The sequence below is a fragment of the Rhizobium aouanii genome (genome assembly GCF_037002925.1).
GTDB lineage: Bacteria > Pseudomonadota > Alphaproteobacteria > Rhizobiales > Rhizobiaceae > Rhizobium > Rhizobium aouanii.
This window is the reverse complement of the sequence record NZ_JBAMYD010000002.1, coordinates 461,241-480,154: the sequence shown is the minus strand read 5'-3', so window position 1 is coordinate 480,154 and position 18,914 is coordinate 461,241. Positions and strand designations below refer to the sequence as shown.

Below are 18,914 nucleotides of genomic sequence, written 5' to 3'. Positions count from 1 at the left end.
TACGTCTGAGGCTGCCTGTCGCGTCAGAAGCGGACGGTAAAATCGGTGCCTTTGCCGACTTCCGACTTGACGATCAGCCGCGCCCGGTGGCGAGTGAGGATGTGTTTGACGATGGCAAGGCCGAGGCCGGTGCCCTTCTTTGAGCGGCTGTCCTCGATACTGACCCGGTAGAAGCGCTCCGTCAGCCGCGGCACATGCTCGGCCGGGATGCCCGGGCCCTTGTCGACGATGCTGACCTCGACCGGCTGGCCGGTGCCGTTCTTCAGCCAGACATCGACGATCTCGCCCTCCTGGCCGTATTTGCAGGCATTTTCCATCAGGTTCTCGAAGACCTGAACAAGTTCGTCGCGGTCGCCCAGCACCTCGACCTTGCCGTCGGGCAGATGCAGATTGATGTCGACGCCGACATCCCTGGCCAGCGGCACAAGCGCATCTCTGACATGGCCGAGCAACGGCACCAGATCGATCTTCTCATCCGGAGCGATATGCGATTTCAGCTCCAGGCGAGAGAGCGACAGCAGGTCGTCGACCAGCCGGCTCATGCGTGTCGTCTGGTCGAGCATGATGTTGAGGAAACGCGCCTGCGCCTTCAGATCGTTCTTCGCCGGTCCCTGGATGGTCTCGATGAAGCCGCGCAGCGAGGCAAGCGGCGTGCGCAGTTCATGGCTGGCATTGGCGACAAAATCCGACCGCATGCGGTCGATGCGGCGGACCTCCGATATATCGCGGAAGGAGAGGATGAAATAGCGCTCACGCGGCCCGTCTTCGGCTGCGAATTCTATGGGCGCGCTGCGCACGATATAGACGCGCTCGGATGGCAGCCGCTCGGAATGCTCGATCTGGTTCGGCGCATTGGTGGCGATGGTTTCGCGCACCATGTCGAGCACGCCGGGCGAACGCATACGGGCCGAGATATGGGCGCCGAGCGCCACCTCGCCGAAGGCCTTTTCGGCAGCACGGTTCTGGAAGAGCACCGAGGCGTCGTCCGACAACACCATGACCGGGATATCGAGGCCGGAGAGCGCGGCGGAAACCTCCGGCAGGCGGCTTGGCGGCAGTTCCGGCTCGATCTCCACCGGTGGGGCCGGCTCGGCCTCGATGATCGGCGCCTCTTTGAAAAGCGCCGTGAGGATCATCACAAGCAGCAGGACCAGCACAACCCACTTGTTCATGCCGGCGGCAAGCGCGGCGAGCGCACTGAGGATTGCCGCAAGCAGCACCGGCCGTTCGCGCCGGATGCGCGCCAACAGGCTTTTTCTCCATGGAGTTTCGTCTGGCAAGTGCCCTCGCGGCGTCGATTCGTTTTTCTTATATTGGAACTCTGCCTGATAGCGGCAATTCATGACAGAAGTTTTCGGGCTGCAGCGTCTCAAGCGAAAGGCCGCAGCCGAACCTCAAGAAAAATTGCCGGCTGGCGGCGAGAGATTTGATTTTCAACGGTAAATATGTTCGCTTGCAGGAAGAGAAGCGATCGGGCTGTGGAGGCTGATATGGACGAGGACGTCGAAAACAGGGCCGTGGAGCTGGAGATCCGCGGAAAGAAACGCATCTTCGACGTCGACGATCCCACCCTGCCGGCCTGGGTGGACGAACGCGCGCTGGAATCCGGCGACTTTCCCCACAAGAAGAAGCTCAAGGAAGAGGATTATCTGGAGCAGCTGGAAAAGCTGCAGATCGAACTCGTCAAGGTGCAGTTCTGGCTGCAGGCGACCGGCAAGCGGGTGATGGCGCTGTTCGAAGGGCGTGACGCTGCCGGCAAAGGCGGCGCGATTTCGGCCTCCTCGGCGAATATGAACCCACGCCTTGCGCGCGTCGTGGCGCTGACCAAGCCGACCGACCGCGAGCAGGGACAATGGTATTTCCAGCGTTATGTCGCGCAGTTTCCGACATCAGGCGAATTCGTGCTGTTCGACCGCTCCTGGTACAACCGCGCCGGCGTCGAGCCGGTCATGGGCTTCTGCACGCCGCAGCAATATGAGGATTTCCTCAAGCAGGCGCCGCAGCTCGAAAAGATCATCGCCCATGAGGGCATTTTCTTCTTCAAATTCTATCTCGATATCGGCCGCGAGATGCAGCTCAAGCGTTTCCACGACCGCAGGCACGATCCGCTGAAAGTCTGGAAACTGTCGTCGATGGATATCGCGGCGCTGACGAAGTGGGACGATTACAGCGACAAGCGCAACCGGATGCTGAAGGAAACCCATACGGATTTCGCGCCGTGGACGGTGATCCGCGCCAATGACAAGCGGCGGACGCGCCTCGAACTCATCCGCCACATGCTGAACAGGATGGATTATGACGGCAAGGACAGACAAGCGCTGGGCACGGTCGACGAAGAGATCATCGGCTCAGGGCCAGGCTTTCTGAAATAGAAGCCGGCCTCACTGCCCCGGCAGAATGCGGATGGCGAAGAGGTTGATGCCGCGCGCCTTGCCGTCGAGATCGCTGTTGATCGTCAGCGTGCCCGGCGAATTCGGCGCGAGCGAGCGGTCGAACTTGACCTGCAGCAGCGCATCCGACTTTTCCCGGCTGACGTTGAAGCGATGGCGGGCGCAATTACCGAGCGTCTGGAAATTGCATTCGACCGTAATCTGCGTCGGCTCGTCGGTAGTGGATTGCAGCGTCAGCGCGATCGTCGAGGATTTGCCGGCCAGCTGCTGCAGCACCGACGGCGGCACGCTGATCGAGATATTGCCGTCGGCCGCACCGCTTTCGGAAATCAGCCGGACGGCCGGACCGTCATTCCCAGCGATTTTTTCGGTGCGCGCCCGCGGGCCGCTTTGCATCTTGTCGGCGTCCTCAGGCTTGAACAAGGGAATCCAATCGGCCGAAAAACTGTTCTGCGGATCGATGGTGACCGGTTGATCGGTGTGGGAAGGGGCATTCCCCGCGCTGTCGTCATTGCCGGTAAAATCCTCCGGCTGCGTGCTTGCCGGCGGATTGGCAACGCTGGTGTCGCGCTCGGCCGCCGTCATCAGCAGGCCGGACGTATGCACCCACCAGGCGCCGATGCCGAGGAAGGCGAGCAGGACGCACCAGACGAGCAGCCGCGAAAAGAATTTGCGCGGCTTGCGGCGGCCTGCCGCCCGCTCCGGGCGGAAATCCATATTGGTGGCGCGCTGACCGCGGGCAAGGCGTTCCTCTCCGACGGGCGCGGCAGCCAGATGATCGGCATTGCCGGCATGCACGTCGTGGAGGCTGGACTCGTCGCCGCGGCTGAAGGCCACCTCGGGGGTGCGTGTTTCGCCCGCGGGCACGGGACTATCGATAAGGCTGTCGATATCGGCCACGTCACCGCGCGGAACCGGCGGTGCCGGCATTTCCACGACCGGCGGCACGGACACTTCAGGCGGTCTCTGGCGGGGGTGAAGACGGTCACGCTCCTCGCCTTCGATGGCGTGGATGGTGCTTTCCAGGCGGTGGCGGTGATGGGCGACGACCTCGGTGTCGGTGATGTCCTGCTTGCGCAGGCCGGCTTCCAGCGCCTGGCGGGCCGACTGATAGATCCTCGCTCGAACCTCCGGATTGTCGCGATCGGAATTCTCGAGCGCTGTTCTGATGGCCGTTTCTAATCCGCTCACATCCAGTCCTTCACCTTGAACTCGGCATCGGACTGCAATCCCTGCCGTTCTCCATCAAAATTCGGTAACGGCAAGTGCGGCAAACCGCAAGCCTTGCGGGCCCGGCCGCGGTCGATCGGAAGGGATATCGGCAGCTTTCACCGCTTGCGGGCCTTATTCTATTAGCTTTCCCGGACGTATATATTCGGGCCGAAATCGACGAAGGCATGGCAGCCGGTCTTTAATCGCCTTTTCATCTCTGTTATGAGATTGACGTTTTCGTAAACGTCAATGGAGGTGATGACCATGGCCCTGCCCCCGATCCTGAGGGACAAATTGAGACTGCCGGTCGTCGGCTCACCGCTCTTCATCATCTCGCATCCGGCGCTGACGCTGGCGCAATGCAAGGCGGGCATCGTCGGCGCCTTTCCGGCGCTGAACGCCCGGCCGGAAAGCCAGCTCGACGAATGGCTGGCGGAGATTACCGAGGAGCTCGCCCGCCACGACGCCGCCCATCCGGAGCGGCCGGCCGCCCCCTTTGCCGTCAACCAGATCGTCCACATGTCGAACAAGCGGCTGGAGCACGACCTTACGCTCTGCGTCAAATATAAGGTGCCGATCGTCATCTCCTCGCTCGGCGCCGTGCCCGAGGTCAATGCCGCCGTGCATTCCTACGGCGGCATCGTGCTGCATGACATCATCAACAACCGCCATGCCCATTCGGCGATCCGCAAGGGAGCGGATGGGCTGATCGCAGTCGCGGCCGGCGCCGGCGGCCATGCCGGCACGCTGTCGCCCTTTGCCCTTGTCCAGGAAATCCGCGAATGGTTCGACGGGCCGCTGCTGCTGGCCGGCGCGATAGCCACCGGCGGCGCCGTCCTCGCCGCTGAAGCGATGGGCGCCGACATGGCCTATATCGGCTCGCCCTTCATCGCCACTGAAGAAGCCCGCGCCGCGGACGCCTACAAGCAGGCGATCGTCGAAGGGGCCGCCAGCGATATCGTCTATTCCAATTATTTCACCGGCGTGCACGGCAACTATCTGAAACCCTCGATCGTGGCTGCCGGCATGGACCCGGACAATCTGCCCTTGGCCGATGTCTCGAAGATGGATTTCGAGCAGGCTGTCGGCGGCGCCAAGGCCTGGAAGGACATATGGGGCAGCGGCCAGGGCATCAGCGCCATCAAGGCTGTCGAGCCGGTGGCAAAACTCGTCGACCGGCTGGAGGCCGAATACAGGGCGGCGCGCGCCCGGCTGACGCTCTGAGGCGCCCTTCCCACCCCTCCCCCTCTTTTTTGCCAAAGCCATGACAGGGTGCTTGAAATCTTCAGACAATGGCTGTATCAGCGCCATGCAAATCGCAGGCCGCATTGCTTCGGCCGTGAAATGCCGCTTTAGCTCAGGTGGTAGAGCACATCATTCGTAATGATGGGGTCGCAGGTTCGAGTCCTGCAAGCGGCACCATTTCTTTATAAGCCTCTTTTAAAATCCTTCGTTTACCTTCAGCTGCCTTTGGCCACTCGGCAGGCAAAATTTCAGTAATTAGAGCCTCTTCACTCATGGCGGCTTGGCTGCCCTTCATCTACATATGCGCGACCGATATCGATCGAACGAGAGCAGGTTAGTGATTGGGAGCATCTATGAGGACATCGCTTTTAAGTATCGCGCTTTTCACATGTAGCTTGTCCGCTGCGCAGGCAGCAGACTTCCCTCTCGCCTCATGTAGTGGATGGAACGGAACGCTTGTCAGCAGGACCGGCACCGATTCAAGCACTGCAGTTATGGCAGGAAAGGTCACTCAGGCCGACTTCCAGGAATACTGCGAGCGAGACCCAGGAGGTGAGACAATAGCACATGGCGGCAAACTAACTGTAGAGCAGTGTGTTGCGAAGTACACAAAAACGAATGGGAAAGACACTTCCCGTTCCACCGCCAGTTGCAGCGAAGGCACCATGTCCTTCGTTCCTCCTCGCGGAAAACCGCTGCATGTCACTTTCCCATTACCAGAGGGTTCAGATGTGTCGTGCGCATCAGGCATGCCGCCGCTGATCGAGCAGTTCAAGCTCCTCTGCCCTCAGGCGGCGCGGGAGTTTCAGTTGATGGATGACGAATGACAGGATGTCTGTTTCACATCGCCAACAGACTAGTCGGCTAGCGGGTTAGATCTCAGAATCCCTCCTCCATATTGCAGGAATAGACGCTGTGATCACCGTGGTCGGTAATCCCTCCTCTGGACATCAAGCGAGCAATTGAAAGCGGTGATGCAGGTTATATCCGCGCATGCATTGGGGCGTTGTTGCGAAAGCTCGTGTCATGTCACAAAGATGCGTGAGGACGAGCGCCGATCTGCTTAGCGAGTACGATCGGAACAATTCGGACGCTGCGGCCGATCTGACTTCAAAGAAAATTTCGAGCCTCGGCAGCCCGTTTTCTCTGCCCCTCATGGAGATGCAAGTCCAGTAGTCTCCCAGGCCGTTATCTGCCTCCAATCAAACGACCGTGAAAACCGCAACCCCGACAGGAACAATGCCCCCGCCCAGCAGGTTTTCTCCCGTGAGACAACAAGCATGGAGAAAATCATGTCCTGCAAGTTCATCGCGATATCATTGCTTTCGATCGGTCTGGCCGGCTCGGCGCTGGCGCAGACGGCCGGTGGGGCGGATGCCAATGGGCGGCTTTCGGTGGCACCGGTTATCGGCGGATCGGGGAGTTCGGGCGCCGGCTCCGCAGGCGCCGGGTCGGCTGGCACTGGGTCTGTCGGCGGCGGTGCGACGGGCACCGGGTCGGTCGGCACCGGCTCGGCGGGCACCGGGTCTATCGGCACCGATTCCGGCACCACCGGCAGCACGACCGGCAATGGCGGCGTCAATCTCAACAGCGGTCGCAGCACGATCAATCCCGGCGGGGTCAATCCCAACCTGCAGCAGACGCCGGGTTGCACCAGCGGCAGCGCCGACTCGCTTAATGAGGCATGCCCGCAATGAGGCTGAGGTGATTGTTCGCCTTACCTTCTGACAAAACGAAGGCCCGGAGCGGAATGGCGCCGGGCCTTCGCGTTCGGCCGCCACTTCGCCGACATCACGCGAAAACAATGGCTGGCGTCAGAAACCGGTCGCGGCCTGCTTTACCGGCCGGGCTTGAGGTCGTAAAAGAGCCACATCACTCCGCAAGCGGCACATCGCCCCACATCTCAGCCAGCCTGCCAATATTTCCGGCATCTGCGGAGCGCCCAAGAGGATCGTCATGTCGAATGCAGCGCAACGCTCGAACCGCGTGCTTATCGTCGCCACCATCATGCTCGCGACCTTCATGGTGGCGATCGAGGCGACGATCGTGGCGACCGCGATGCCGCGCATCGTCGGGGAGCTCGGCGGCTTTTCCTATTACAGCTGGGTGTTTTCGGCCTTCCTGCTGGCGCAGTCGACGACGACTGTTATCTACGGCAAGCTTTCCGACATTTTCGGGCGCAAGCCGGTGCTGATCGGCGGCATCCTGATCTTCCTGGTCGGCTCGGCTCTCTGCGGGCTTGCCTGGTCGATGATGTCGCTGGTGCTGTTCCGGCTGCTGCAGGGGCTCGGCGCCGGCGCCATCCAGCCGGTGACGATGACGATCATCGGCGATCTCTTCAAGCTGGAGGAGCGCGGCCGCGTGCAGGGCGCAATGGCGACCGTCTGGGCGACCTCGGCCGTCGTCGGGCCGCTCGCCGGCGGCATCATCGTCGACAACATCTCCTGGGCCTGGATCTTCTGGATCAACCTGCCGATCGGCGTCATCTCTGTCATCGCCTTCATGGTCTTCCTCAAGGAGGACGTGGCGCACAAGCAGGCAAAGATCGATTACCTCGGATCGGTGCTGTTTTCGATCTCGATCGTGGCACTTCTCGTCATGCTGACGGAAACCGATGCGAGCGTCTGGATCCTGCTTTCGCTTTTCTCCGTCTTCGTGGTGACGGGCCTGCTCTTTCTCGCCCAGGAGAAGCGGGCGCCGGAGCCGATTATTTCGATCCCGCTCTGGAGCCGAAGGCTGATTGCGACCAGCAATGCGGCAACGCTGCTGGCCGGCATGGCGCTGATCGGGCTTTCGACAATCCTGCCGCTCTATGTCCAGGGCGTGCTCGGCCGCTCGCCTCTTGTCGCGGGGTTCACGCTCACCATGCTCGTCGTCGGCTGGCCTTTGGCGGTGATGCTCTCCAGCCGTTTCTACAAGGCCTTCGGCATCCGCCGCACGCTGCGCGTCGGTAGCCTGATGTTTCCTTTCGGCGCCTGTTTCCTGTTGTTCCTGACACCTGAGAGTTCGCCGATCGTTGCCGGCGCCGGCTCCTTCTTCATGGGCTTCGGCATGGGTCTCATCAGCCTCACCAGCATCGTCTTGGTGCAGGACAGCGTCGAATGGTCGATGCGCGGCAGCGCCACCGCCTCGATCATCTTTGCCCGCAGCCTCGGCAATACGCTCGGCGCCACCGTGCTCGGCGCCATCCTCAATGCCGGCATCAACCATTATGCGAGCGGCGAGGCGGCTGCAGGCCTGCACGAGGTGCTGAACCAGCCGACCGGGCTTTCGGCGCTCGCCGCCGATCCGGCGATCCGCTCGGTCTTCAACGCGGCCTTGCACTGGAGTTTCTGGGGCGTGGTCGTCGTCGCGGTGCTGACCTTCTTCACCACCTGGCTGATCCCGGTCGGGCCTAGCCAGAAGCGCGAGGGGGCGGCTGTCGCCAGCGAGGCGGCCTCGTATTAAGCGGTTCAGCTCGTGGAAGCGCAGAAATGCTGGGTTTTCACACCGGCAGATTGTGTTGGGAGGGTTGTCGGACGATGAGTGTTTTCGTGTTGCTCCTGGGGTTTCCGGGCGTCGGCAAGCTGACAATCGCCAGAGAACTCGGCTCGCTTATATCCGCGAAGATCGTTGATAATCACTGGTTCAACAACCCGATCTTGCGCCTCCTCGACGATGCCGCTCCGCTCCCAAAGGGCGTCTGGGAGTATACTGGCAGGGTCCGGCAGGCCGTCCTGGATGCAATCACCGCCTATAGCGGCCCGTCGAGGAATTTCATCTTCACGCACGCAGGCGTCGAAGGCGATGAGCGGAGCACACGGACGTACCAACAGTTCTTTGACGCCGCCGGACAGTGCGCTGCGGTCTTCGTTCCGGTGAGATTGCTGTGTGCCGAAGAAGAACTAGCGCGTCGCGTTTCCTCCCCCGCTCGGCGCGACCACTTGAAGACGACGGACGTCGAGACGTCCAGGAGCCGTAGCCAACAGGCCATGGTTCTCAATATCCCGCACCAACATGCGCTGACGTTAGATGTGACGTTCATGTCGCCTGCAGAAAGCGCTGCGGCAATACGGGATCATGTTGCGATACGCAGCGCAGCAGAGCTCTCCCACCGCGCGTGAGGAGTTTCAGCCACTCGCGCCGATAGCGGAAGATCGGCCTCGGGCCGGATGCGGCGCGTGATGAGGCGGATCAGCGAGAGCGAAAATGGGTGTCAAAATCTATTTGATCGAAAGGGCTGATCGGAAATCTGGATCAGATTGCAAACACGGAATCCTCGGCGCAACTTTAGAAGCGCGACGGGGCTTATGAGAGGAAGGCTTATGCACAAAGGATCCTGCCTGTGTGGTGCCGTAACTTTTGAGATCGAAGGCGATCTGCGAGCGCCGGATGCGTGCCATTGCTCCAAATGCCGAAAACAATCCGGCCACTTTTTCGCGACAACCGACGTGCCAAGGCGTCAGATCGCGATCCAGGGAGGTGAAGGTGTGACTTGGTATCAATCCTCAGAAAAGGTGAGGCGTGGATTTTGCGGGGTATGTGGATCATCGCTGTTTTGGGATCCACCCCATCACGACTGGATCGCTGTCGCGATGGGTGCCTTCGATAGCTCGACCAAAACCAAACTGAAAATGCATATCTTTGTCGCTGACAAAGGCGACTACTACGACATCACCGACAACCTGCCCCAGAATGCGCAATAGGCAGCGGTTGCTCGCCCGCAAGCGGACTTCAATTTCTATTCTGCGGCTGCGGCGCCTTGTTCGAGGTCGTGCTACCCTTCGGCAGGGAGCGGCGGTTCTCCAAGACGCGTGATAGCAAGTTCCCCTTTCTCTTGCGCGGGATGAGATCGATATCGCTGACAAGCTTTGCGCCGCCCCGGCGGCGTTCCAAGGTGATCTTGCGGCTATGGAAGGTTTCCAGCTCAGCGCGATGCGCGACGCTGATGATGGTGACATCAGGCAATTCATCGATCACCATCTGCATCATCTTGTCCTGGCTCTTCTCGTCGAGTGCCGAGGTTGCTTCATCCAGCACGATGATATCGGGTTTATGCAGCAGGAGACGGGCAAAGGCCAGCCGCTGCTTTTCGCCGCCCGACAAAGTCTGGTCCCATGGCGCGTCTTCCTCGATCTTATCTTTCAGATAATCCAGTCCCACCTTGTCGAGGGCCGACTTGATCTCATCCGGCGGCCAGTTATCGGCGGCACCGGGATAGGCGACAGCACGGCCAAGCGTTCCCGAAGGAATATAAGATCGTTGCGGCAACATGAACAATTGTCGATCGGCGCGGAAATCGACGCTGCCGCCACCCCACGGCCAGAGACCGGAGATGGCCCGCACCAGCGTGCTCTTGCCCGAACCGGATTCACCTGACACAAGCACCCGCTCGCCGGGCTGGATCTCGACCCGGGTTTCCTTGACCACCGCGGTGCCATCGTCAAGCGACACGGCGAGATCGTTGAGGCTGAGCATCGCCTCACTTTCGGTTTGGCCATGCTTGATCCGGCCGAGCGCGTCGCTCTGTTCTGCACGCTCCAGCCCGTCGAGCGACATCATCAGCGACGCGACGCGACGCGCGCAGGCGTTCCAATCGGCAAGACGCGGATAGTTGTCGACCAGCCAGCCGAAGGCGGTCTGGACGATGGCGAAGGCAGAGGCCGCCTGCATGACCTCGCCCAGCGTCATGCTGCCTTCAAGAAATTTGGGGGCGCAAAGGAGGAGCGGCACAACAGGGGCAATCAGCATCGACCCATGCGACACAAACGTCGTGCGCATATGCTGGCGGGCGAGCAGCGCCCATTGCTTCAGCACATTGCCGAAGGTCTTGTCGAGGTCGTTGCGCTCTTCCTCCTCGCCGCCGAGAAGCGCGATGCTCTCACCGTTTTCCCGCACATGCGTCAGCGTATAGCGAAATTCGGCCTCTACCTGGTTCTTGACCTCGGAGACCTGCACGAAATGGCGGCCGATCACCGCGATCACGCTGGAGGTGATCACGGCGTAGAGGACCGCGGTCACGACGAGAAAGCCGGGAATGGTGATGGTCCAGCCTCCGATCGGCAGCGTCAAGGCTCCGCCGATCGTCCACAGCACCACGATGAAGGTCGAGGCCGACAGGAACGCCGCGATGACACCGGCGGTAAAATCGACGGGGGCTTCGGTGGCGATCCTCAAATCCTCCGAGATGCGCGCCTCGGGGTTCTTGTGGTCGCCGCCGATGAGGTTCAGCTGATAGTATCGGCCGTTTGCCAGCCAGCGCGCGATGACTGCTGTCGCCAGCCAGGAACGCCATCGCCGCTGGATCATCATGCGAACAGCGACCTGTGTGGTGACAAGGGCGACGGTTCCAAGCACGAGCGGCACGAACACGCCGCTGAGGTAATAGACGGTGCCGGCATCGTGCCGCTCTATGGCGTCGAAAATCGCGCGGTTCCAGCGATTGATCCCATATTGGAAGCCGACATTCATGCAGATCATGGCAAGCAGCCCGATCGACAACGGCCAGGCGAGCTTGTCACCTCCACGGCCCCAGAATCGGCGCGCGCTGATCCAGAAGCGCTTGAGCAAATAGCGCTTGCGCGCGTGCTCGGCCTCCTCGGGCGTCAACTCCGGATCGGGTTCAATGATATCTGGCGGCGGCACGACCTCTACAGTCGATGCCTTCTCCTGGCGCGTCTTTTCGGCACCGTGCGGTTCGGTGCCGTCGACCGATGTCGGATTGAGTTTAGCGTCGGCCATAAGCGCGATAACGGCTTACACATCGAAATGTTTCATGATGGCTGCCATCCGCCGTATCGAAAACATCTGCCCCCCACCCTAACCCTCTCCCCGTTCTGACGGGGAGAGGGGACGTGCCATACGAGACGCGATAGAGGGAGGGAGAGGTCGCGGCATATCCCCTTCGCCCCGCAAGCGGGGGTCCGAAGGACGGGTCGAGACCCGTGGCTCGACCCCGGTTGCTGCCGGCAGGCGGATGAGGGGCTGGCATCGGCGATCTCTGGGCCGAGATGTCCTATCCCACCTCACGCGCTCTCCGTCGCGACCTGCGGCAGGGATTGCAGCAGGGTCTGGCGGGCGGAGTGCAGATGCGCTCGGCAGGCGGTTTCGATTGCCGCCTGGTCGCCGGATTCCAGCGCTGCGATATAATCCAGGTGTTCGTGGATGGCGCGCTCGTTGCGCTGGCGGGCGGCGGTCTTGTTCCACTGGTAGTGATAGTGGAAGACGATGGCGATGGCGTCGTAGAAATCGGCGATGAAGCGGTTCTTCGAGGCGCGGTGGATCAGCAAGTGGAAGCGCTCGTCGAGGACGGAGAAATCCTTGAAGCGCTGGTTGATGTCGGCAAGCATGGCGTGATGTTCGTCGCGCATAGCGGCAAGATCGGCCCAGCTCTGATTATCCCTTGGAAGCCGGCCGAATTCGGCGGCGGAATGCAGTTCGAACATCTCGCGCACATCGGCCAGCTCAAGCGCGAATTCGCGGGTGAAGCCTTTAAGCGTCCAGTGGCTGTTCGGCCGCTTCTCGATGAGGCCGAAGCGGGAGAAGCGGATCAGGAATTCGCGGACGCTGGTCGTTCCGGTGCCGATCTCGCGGGCTAGCTCCAATTCGTTAATCTGCATGCCGGGGGCGGCATCATCGGCAAGGATGCGCTGCATGAAGCTGCGCTCGATGATATCATGCAGGGAGTCGGTTTCTTCGGAGGGAAAGAGGTCGTGGTCTGTCGGTTGGCGCAGCACGATCTTCTGGCGTTTGTTCCAGCGGATGATGCCCTCCTCGCTGAGCCGCGTCAGGATGGCGCGCGCCGTCGAGCGGCTGACGCCGAGCTGGGCGGCGATCTCCGGTTCCGAGGGCAGCGCGGTATCCGTGCGCAGGGCTACGGCATACCTGTTATAGGCTTCCTTGAAGACCGTATTTTGCCTTGCCACCAGACCCCGCTTTCCGCCCTCGTATCGACCGCCCGCTCTCCAGCAGGGCAGAAAAATCGGGGCTTGTTCAAACGACCTTTAGCTTATTTCCGGTCGCCTGCGGCTCATTGCCTCCCTCGTCCACAGGATCAATATTCCCCGTTGACTTGAAAATGTTTATTGTAGATAAAAAACAAAATCAATGCGCTTTCGCCGATGTAGCGAGCCTTTCCCAGGGAGATAGAGACTTGGACAAACTGCCTTGGATCATCCTTTCGGCCGGCGACAATGTCGCGGTCGCAACGGCGGCAATCGCGCCGGGTTCGACGGTTGCCGGCATTCAGACCCGTGAGAAGATCGACCCCGGCCACAAGGTGGCGATAGCGGATATTCCGCTCGGTTCGCCCGTGGTGAAATACGGACAGGCGATCGGCCGCACCACGGCCGAGGTCAAGGCCGGCGACCATGTGCACAGCCACAACCTGCATTTCGAAAACGACCGGCTGGCGGCGACCGCCAATTCGGCGCCTGAAACGGCCACTGCCGACGACGTCGGGCGCACCTTCATGGGCTATCGCCGCGCCGACGGGCGGGCGGCGACCCGCAACTATATCGGCATCATTGCCAGCGTGAACTGTTCCACCACGGTCTGCCGGGCGATCGCCGACGAGGCGAACCGGACGATCCTGCCGCATTATGAAGGCATCGACGGTTTCGTGCCGATCGTGCACGACCAGGGCTGCGGCATGAGCTCGACCGGCGACGGCATGAACGTGCTACACCGGACGCTCGCCGGCTACACAAGGCATGTAAATTTCGGCGGCGTACTGATGATCGGCCTCGGCTGCGAGGTCAATCAGCTGACGCTTTACGGCCAGAGTGGTGCAGGCGCCTCGAAGCGGCATTTCAACATCCAGGATGCCGGCGGCTCACGCCGCGCGGTCGAGCGCGCCATGGGCATGCTGCGCGAAATTGCCGCCGATGTCGGCAAGGAAAAGCGCGTACCGATGTCGGTCGGTGAGATCATCATCGGCCTGCAATGCGGCGGCTCGGACGGCTTTTCCGGCATCACCGCCAATCCGGCGCTGGGTGTCGCGGCCGACCTGCTGGCAGCCGCCGGCGGCACGGCGATCCTTTCGGAGACCTCGGAAATCTATGGTGCGGAACATCTGCTACGCAGCCGCGCCGTCAGCGACGAGGTGGCAAAGAAGCTCGACGACAAGATCGCCTGGTGGGAGCAGTACGTCGCCCTGCACGGCGCCTCGCTCGACAACAACCCCTCGCCCGGCAACAAGCGCGGCGGGCTGACGACCATTCTGGAAAAATCGCTCGGCGCGGTTGCCAAGGGCGGGCGCTCGCCGCTGACGGCGGTCTATGGTTATGCCGAGCGGGTCACGGCCCCCGGCCTCGTCTTCATGGACACACCAGGCTACGACCCGGTCTCGGCGACCGGCCAGGTGGCGGGCGGGGCAAACATGATCGCCTTTACCACAGGCCGCGGCAGCTGCTTTGGCTGTCGGCCGGCGCCGTCGCTGAAGCTTTCCAGCAATTCGGCGCTCTATGCCTCGATGGAAGAGGATATGGACATCGATTGCGGCACGATCGCCACCGGCGACGCGACGATCAGCGGCAAGGGCCGCGAGATCTTCGACCTCATCGTCGATACGGCATCAGGCAAGAAGACCAAGAGCGAGCTCTTCGGCTATGGCGACAATGAATTCGTGCCGTGGCATCTCGGTGCGACGCTGTAATCTTTGTTTTTACGCAATCCCGGACGTAAAACCGCTTCACACTTTTCCTGGGATTGCTCCAGATAGATAGTTTCAGCTTCTTCGTGAGGAGGAATGATGAAGACGAGACGGATCGGCAAGACCAAGCTGGAGGTGACCGAAATCAGTTTCGGCGCAGCCGCTCTCGGCGGTCTCTACCGCGCCTGCCCGCGCGAGCAGGCAATGGACACGCTGCAGGCGGCCTGGGACAGCGGCATCCGCTATTTCGACGTGGCGCCCTGGTACGGGCTTGGCCTCGCCGAACGTCGGGTCGGCGATTTCCTGCGCGACCAGCCGGACGGCAGTTACGTGCTTTCCACCAAGGTCGGCCGGCTGCTTCGGCCGGTGCCGACCGGCACCGTGCCTGATTACAGCTATGTCGACCCGCTCTCCTTCGATGCCGATTACGACTATTCCTATGACGGCATCATGCGCTCGGTCGAGTTCAGCTATGCGCGGCTCGGCCTCAACCGCATCGATATTCTCTATGTGCACGACCTCGGCGTCTACACACATGGCGCAGCGAAGAATGCGGTCCACCAGAAGCAGTTTCTCGATTCCGGCGTGAAGGCGCTGGAGGAACTCAAATCGTCTGGCGCGATCTCGGCCTTCGGCCTCGGCGTCAACGAAGTGCCGGTCTGCCTCGACGTCATGCGCCATTCCGATCTCGACTGCATTCTGCTCGCCGGCCGCTACACGCTGCTCGACCGCTCGGCCGTCGCCGAACTGCTGCCGCTCTGCCGAGAGAAGGGCACCTCGCTCGTCGTCGGCGGCGTCTTCAACTCCGGCATACTCGCCACCGGTCCGGTGCCGGGTTCGCATTTCGACTATATGCCGGCTGATGACGACGTGCTTGCCAAGGTCGGCGCCATGGAGGCGATCGCCAAACGCCACGGCGTGCCGCTGGCGGCTCCCGCCCTGCAGTTTCCGCTGCGCGAGACGATCGTCGCATCGGTGCTGATCGGCACGGCCAAGCCTTCGAGCCTGACGCGCAACATGGAGATCGTCGAACCGCGGCTTGCCGACGAGATCTATGCCGAATTCGAACCCTATACGCTGGTCGCGCCGCCGCTCGGCGCCGAAGCCGTGCGAGTCTGAGGAGAGATTATGCTCAAGGGTATTCATCCGCTGCTTGGCCCCGACCTGCTCCATGCGCTGAAGACCATGGGGCATGGCGACGATATCGTCATATCGGACGCCAATTTTCCCTCGGGCTCGATGGGCCCGCCGGTCATTCGCGCCGACGGCGTCAGCGCCACTGACATGGCCGAGGCCATCCTGACGCATATGCCGCTCGACACGTTCGTGCCGGAAGCGGCGTGGCGGATGGAAGTGGTCGGCGATCCCGATGCGGTTCCGGAGGTCTGCACCGAGTTCCAGAAGATCGTTTCCAAGCACGCCGGCGATTTCCGCATCGTGCCGGTGGAGCGTTTTGCTTTTTACGCGATGGCCCGCAAGGCGACCTATATCGTCGCGACGACGGAATTCCGGCTGTACGGCAACCTGATTTTGAAAAAGGGCGTCGTGCATCCGCACGAGGTCGATATGGCCTGATCCCTATTTTAGGGTATCTTGGTATTGGAATAAAATCAGTTGCTTGGCGGGAGTTTACCAAAGAAAAAAAGCCGGTTTGGCGCTCTTGCAATTTGATTGCGCCTCGGCTAGCTTCACCTGGCAAATGTTTTTTATCGATAAAAATCGTCCGCCTGCGTTCAGCGGCCGATTTATTGGAGGAGAACGCACCCTGAGAGGAGAACCCTTATGAGTTTCGTGAAATCCCTTCTGTCCCGCCGCGCCTTTACCGCGCTTGCGGGCGCCGCAGTTATCGCCACGGCAATGCCGGCACCGTCGTTTGCAGCCGACGTGACGATCCCGATTATCGTCAAGGACACGACGTCCTTCTACTGGCAGATCGTTCTGGCCGGCGCCCGCAAGGCCGGCCAGGATCTCGGCGTCAACGTGCCGGAACTCGGCGCACAGGCCGAATCCGACGTCAACGGCCAGATCAGCATTCTTGAGAACGCCGTTGCCGGCAAGCCGGCGGCCATCGTCATTTCTCCGACCGAATTTAAGGCGCTCGGCAAGCCGATCGATGAAGCGGCCAAGTCGGTTCCGATCATCGGCATCGACTCGGGTGCTGACTCCAAGGCGTTCAAGTCGTTCCTGACGACCGACAACGTTCAAGGCGGCCGCATCGCCGCCGACGGTCTGGCCGCCGCTATCAAGGGCGCCACCGGCAAGGAAGAGGGCGAAGTCGTCATCCTCACCAACCTTCCGGGCGTCGGCTCGCTGGAACAGCGCCGCGAAGGCTTCCTGGATCAGGTGAAGACCAAGTATCCGGGCCTGAAGGTGATCGCCGACAAATACGGCGACGGCCAGGCAACGACCGGCCTCAACATGATGACCGACCTGATCACGGCAAACCCGAACCTCGTCGGCATCTTCGCCTCGAACCTGATCATGGCGCAGGGCGTCGGCCAGGCGATCGCCGAAAACAAGCTCGGCGACAAGATCAAGGTCATCGGCTTCGACAGCGACGACAAGACGGTCGGCTTCCTCAAGGATGGCGCGATTGCCGGCCTCGTCGTTCAGGACCCCTACCGCATGGGTTATGACGGCGTGAAGACCGCGCTTGCCGTCTCCAAGGGCGAGAAGGTCGAAGAGAATGTCGACACCGGCGCAAACCTCGTCACCAAGGCGAATATGGCCGATCCGAAGATCGACGCGCTGCTGAACCCGAAGATCAAGTAACAAAGACTAATAGGCCGCGCCGTCTTCAAAAACCGGCGCGGCCTTTTCCATCCGTGCTATGTTTTGCGGGGGATGGAGAGCAGACGCGACACAAGGAGGAGAGGTCCCATGATCGGACTGGAAGAGGTCAGTCATCGCCATGATGACAGTGCGACGCTGAAAGAAGCCAATCGAATTCCCACCGGATCGCCTATCCTCGAACTCAAGGGCCTGCAGAAGAATTACGGTCATGTGCAGGCGCTGAAGCCAGCGACGCTGACCTTTCTCGCCGGCGAAATCCACGCCATCGTCGGCGAAAACGGCGCCGGCAAATCCACCCTCATCAAATTGCTGACCGGCGTCATCACCCGCACCGCCGGCGAAGTGCTGTGGTGTGGCCAATCGGTAGGACTGTCGACGCCGAACGAGGCGATCGCCCGCGGCATCAACGCCGTCCACCAAGAGGTCGTGCTCTGCCGGCACCTGACGGTCGCCGCCAATCTCTTCCTCGGCGACGAGGTCAACCGCTATGGCCTGATGCGCAAGAAGCAGATGGAGAAGATGGCGCAGGCCGTGCTCGACGATCTCGGCTTCGGCCTGCCGGCGGGTGCACTGCTAAGCGAGCTGACCATCGGCCAGCAGCAGCTGGTGGCAACCGCGCGCGCGGCGATGCGCGGCACGCAGTTCCTGATCTTCGACGAACCGACAGCCTATCTCACCCGTCAGGAATCGGCGCAGCTCTTCAAGCTGATCCGCCGCCTGCAGGGCGAAGGCGTCACCATCGTCTATATCAGCCACCGCATGGAGGAAGTCTTCGAGCTTGCCGACCGTGTCTCGGTGCTGCGCGACGGAACGCATGTCGGCACGCGCCTGATCGGCGAGACCAACGATGCCGAGCTGATCTCGCTGATGATCAACCGCTCGATCGAACAGATCTACCACAAGGAAGAGATTGCGATCGGCGAGACGATCCTTACTGTCAACGGCCTCTCCGGCCCGGGCTTCGAAGATGTGTCGCTGAGCGTCAAGGCCGGACAGATCGTCGGGCTCTACGGCCTGATCGGCGCCGGGCGCAGCGAATTTGCGCTCGGGCTCTACGGCCGCCAGCCGACGACATCGGGCGATGTCGAATGGATGGGCAAGCGTGTCGACATCCGCAACGAACGCACGGCGATGGAGCTCGGCATTGCGCTGGCGCCGGAAAGCCGGCGCGACCAGGGGCTTTGCCTCAACCTGCCGATCGGCCTCAACATCAACCTGCCGGTGTTCGGGCGACTGAGCCACGGACCGGTGATCAACCACGCGCGCGAATCGGCCAATGCCGACCAGCAGATCCGCAATCTCAGCATCAAGACGCCGAGCCGGCGCGTTCCGGCCTCCAGCATGTCGGGCGGCAACCAGCAGAAGATCGTCATCGGTAAGTGGCTGAGCCATGGCGCCCGGCTTTTCATCTTCGACGAGCCGACCGTCGGCGTCGACGTCGGCACCAAGGCGGAAATCTACCGGCTGTTCGCCAAGCTTCTGAAGGAGGGCGCCGGCATCATCCTGATCTCCTCCTACCTGCCCGAGGTCTACGAACTGGCCGACCGGCTGCACGTCTTCCGCGCCGGCAAAATCGTCGCGAGCCATGATTATCACGCGGCGACGCATGAAGAAGTGCTCAGCGAAGCGATCGGCGTCTGAGC

The 18,914-nt window shown here is 61.5% G+C and carries 16 protein-coding genes and 1 tRNA gene; 13 read left to right on the top strand and 4 right to left on the bottom strand.

Annotation, left to right across the window (positions count from 1 at the left end):
- Positions 1-23: 23 nt before the first annotated feature.
- Positions 24-1,247: a phosphate regulon sensor histidine kinase PhoR gene (phoR, locus tag V8P77_RS05740; protein ID WP_335911189.1), complete on the bottom strand. Its 1,224-nt coding sequence runs from the start codon at positions 1,245-1,247 to the stop codon at positions 24-26.
- Between the two features lie 243 nt (positions 1,248-1,490).
- Between phoR and ppk2 the strand changes: the two genes are divergently transcribed.
- Entirely contained in the window at positions 1,491-2,372 is an 882-nt protein-coding gene (gene ppk2 / locus V8P77_RS05735; protein WP_335911188.1) for a polyphosphate kinase 2, read from the top strand.
- A gap of 9 nt (positions 2,373-2,381) precedes the next feature.
- Here the strand turns inward: ppk2 and V8P77_RS05730 are convergent, their stop codons facing one another.
- Positions 2,382-3,581 (bottom strand): regulator, encoded by a 1,200-nt coding sequence (locus V8P77_RS05730; protein WP_335911187.1) that lies wholly within the window; start codon positions 3,579-3,581, stop codon positions 2,382-2,384.
- Between the two features lie 285 nt (positions 3,582-3,866).
- Here V8P77_RS05730 and V8P77_RS05725 point away from each other — a divergent pair, with 285 nt between their 5' ends.
- The 7 genes from V8P77_RS05725 (at position 3,867) to V8P77_RS05695 (ending at position 9,532) form a co-directional block, all read left to right on the top strand.
- A complete protein-coding gene (locus V8P77_RS05725) occupies positions 3,867-4,826 on the top strand; it encodes an NAD(P)H-dependent flavin oxidoreductase (protein WP_335911186.1) in 960 nt (319 codons plus the stop codon).
- Between the two features lie 122 nt (positions 4,827-4,948).
- Positions 4,949-5,024 (top strand) — tRNA-Thr (locus V8P77_RS05720).
- A 176-nt stretch (positions 5,025-5,200) separates the two neighbouring features.
- The gene (locus V8P77_RS05715) at positions 5,201-5,674 is read left to right on the top strand and encodes a hypothetical protein (protein WP_335911185.1); all 474 of its coding nucleotides are present in this window, start codon (positions 5,201-5,203) and stop codon (positions 5,672-5,674) included.
- 465 nt (positions 5,675-6,139) lie between these two features.
- Positions 6,140-6,544: a hypothetical protein gene (locus V8P77_RS05710; protein ID WP_335911184.1), complete on the top strand. Its 405-nt coding sequence runs from the start codon at positions 6,140-6,142 to the stop codon at positions 6,542-6,544.
- Between the two features lie 259 nt (positions 6,545-6,803).
- Positions 6,804-8,294, top strand: coding sequence for an MDR family MFS transporter (locus tag V8P77_RS05705; RefSeq protein WP_335911183.1), 1,491 nt, complete (start codon positions 6,804-6,806; stop codon positions 8,292-8,294).
- Between the two features lie 74 nt (positions 8,295-8,368).
- The gene (locus V8P77_RS05700) at positions 8,369-8,950 is read left to right on the top strand and encodes a DEAD/DEAH box helicase family protein (protein WP_335911182.1); all 582 of its coding nucleotides are present in this window, start codon (positions 8,369-8,371) and stop codon (positions 8,948-8,950) included.
- Between the two features lie 201 nt (positions 8,951-9,151).
- Entirely contained in the window at positions 9,152-9,532 is a 381-nt protein-coding gene (locus V8P77_RS05695; RefSeq protein WP_335911181.1) for a GFA family protein, read from the top strand.
- Between the two features lie 28 nt (positions 9,533-9,560).
- Here V8P77_RS05695 and V8P77_RS05690 read toward each other — a convergent pair whose 3' ends face one another.
- Together V8P77_RS05690 and V8P77_RS05685 are read right to left on the bottom strand one after the other, a co-directional pair.
- Complete coding sequence (locus V8P77_RS05690) at positions 9,561-11,567, bottom strand: ABC transporter ATP-binding protein/permease (RefSeq protein ID WP_335911180.1); 2,007 nt, start codon at positions 11,565-11,567, stop codon at positions 9,561-9,563.
- 284 nt (positions 11,568-11,851) lie between these two features.
- Positions 11,852-12,751, bottom strand: a complete 900-nt coding sequence (locus tag V8P77_RS05685) for a GntR family transcriptional regulator (protein ID WP_077977462.1) — start codon at positions 12,749-12,751, stop codon at positions 11,852-11,854.
- Between the two features lie 227 nt (positions 12,752-12,978).
- Between V8P77_RS05685 and V8P77_RS05680 the strand changes: the two genes are divergently transcribed.
- From V8P77_RS05680 to V8P77_RS05660, 5 genes are all read left to right on the top strand, one after another.
- Positions 12,979-14,481: a UxaA family hydrolase gene (locus tag V8P77_RS05680; RefSeq protein ID WP_072639773.1), complete on the top strand. Its 1,503-nt coding sequence runs from the start codon at positions 12,979-12,981 to the stop codon at positions 14,479-14,481.
- A gap of 96 nt (positions 14,482-14,577) precedes the next feature.
- A complete protein-coding gene (locus tag V8P77_RS05675) occupies positions 14,578-15,597 on the top strand; it encodes an aldo/keto reductase (RefSeq protein WP_335911179.1) in 1,020 nt (339 codons plus the stop codon).
- Positions 15,598-15,606: 9 nt separating this feature from the next.
- A complete protein-coding gene (locus V8P77_RS05670; RefSeq protein WP_335911178.1) occupies positions 15,607-16,053 on the top strand; it encodes an RbsD/FucU family protein in 447 nt (148 codons plus the stop codon).
- 207 nt (positions 16,054-16,260) lie between these two features.
- Entirely contained in the window at positions 16,261-17,250 is a 990-nt protein-coding gene (locus V8P77_RS05665; RefSeq protein ID WP_129417803.1) for an ABC transporter substrate-binding protein, read from the top strand.
- 108 nt (positions 17,251-17,358) lie between these two features.
- Positions 17,359-18,912, top strand: a complete 1,554-nt coding sequence (locus V8P77_RS05660; RefSeq protein WP_335911177.1) for a sugar ABC transporter ATP-binding protein — start codon at positions 17,359-17,361, stop codon at positions 18,910-18,912.
- Positions 18,913-18,914 lie beyond the last annotated feature (2 nt).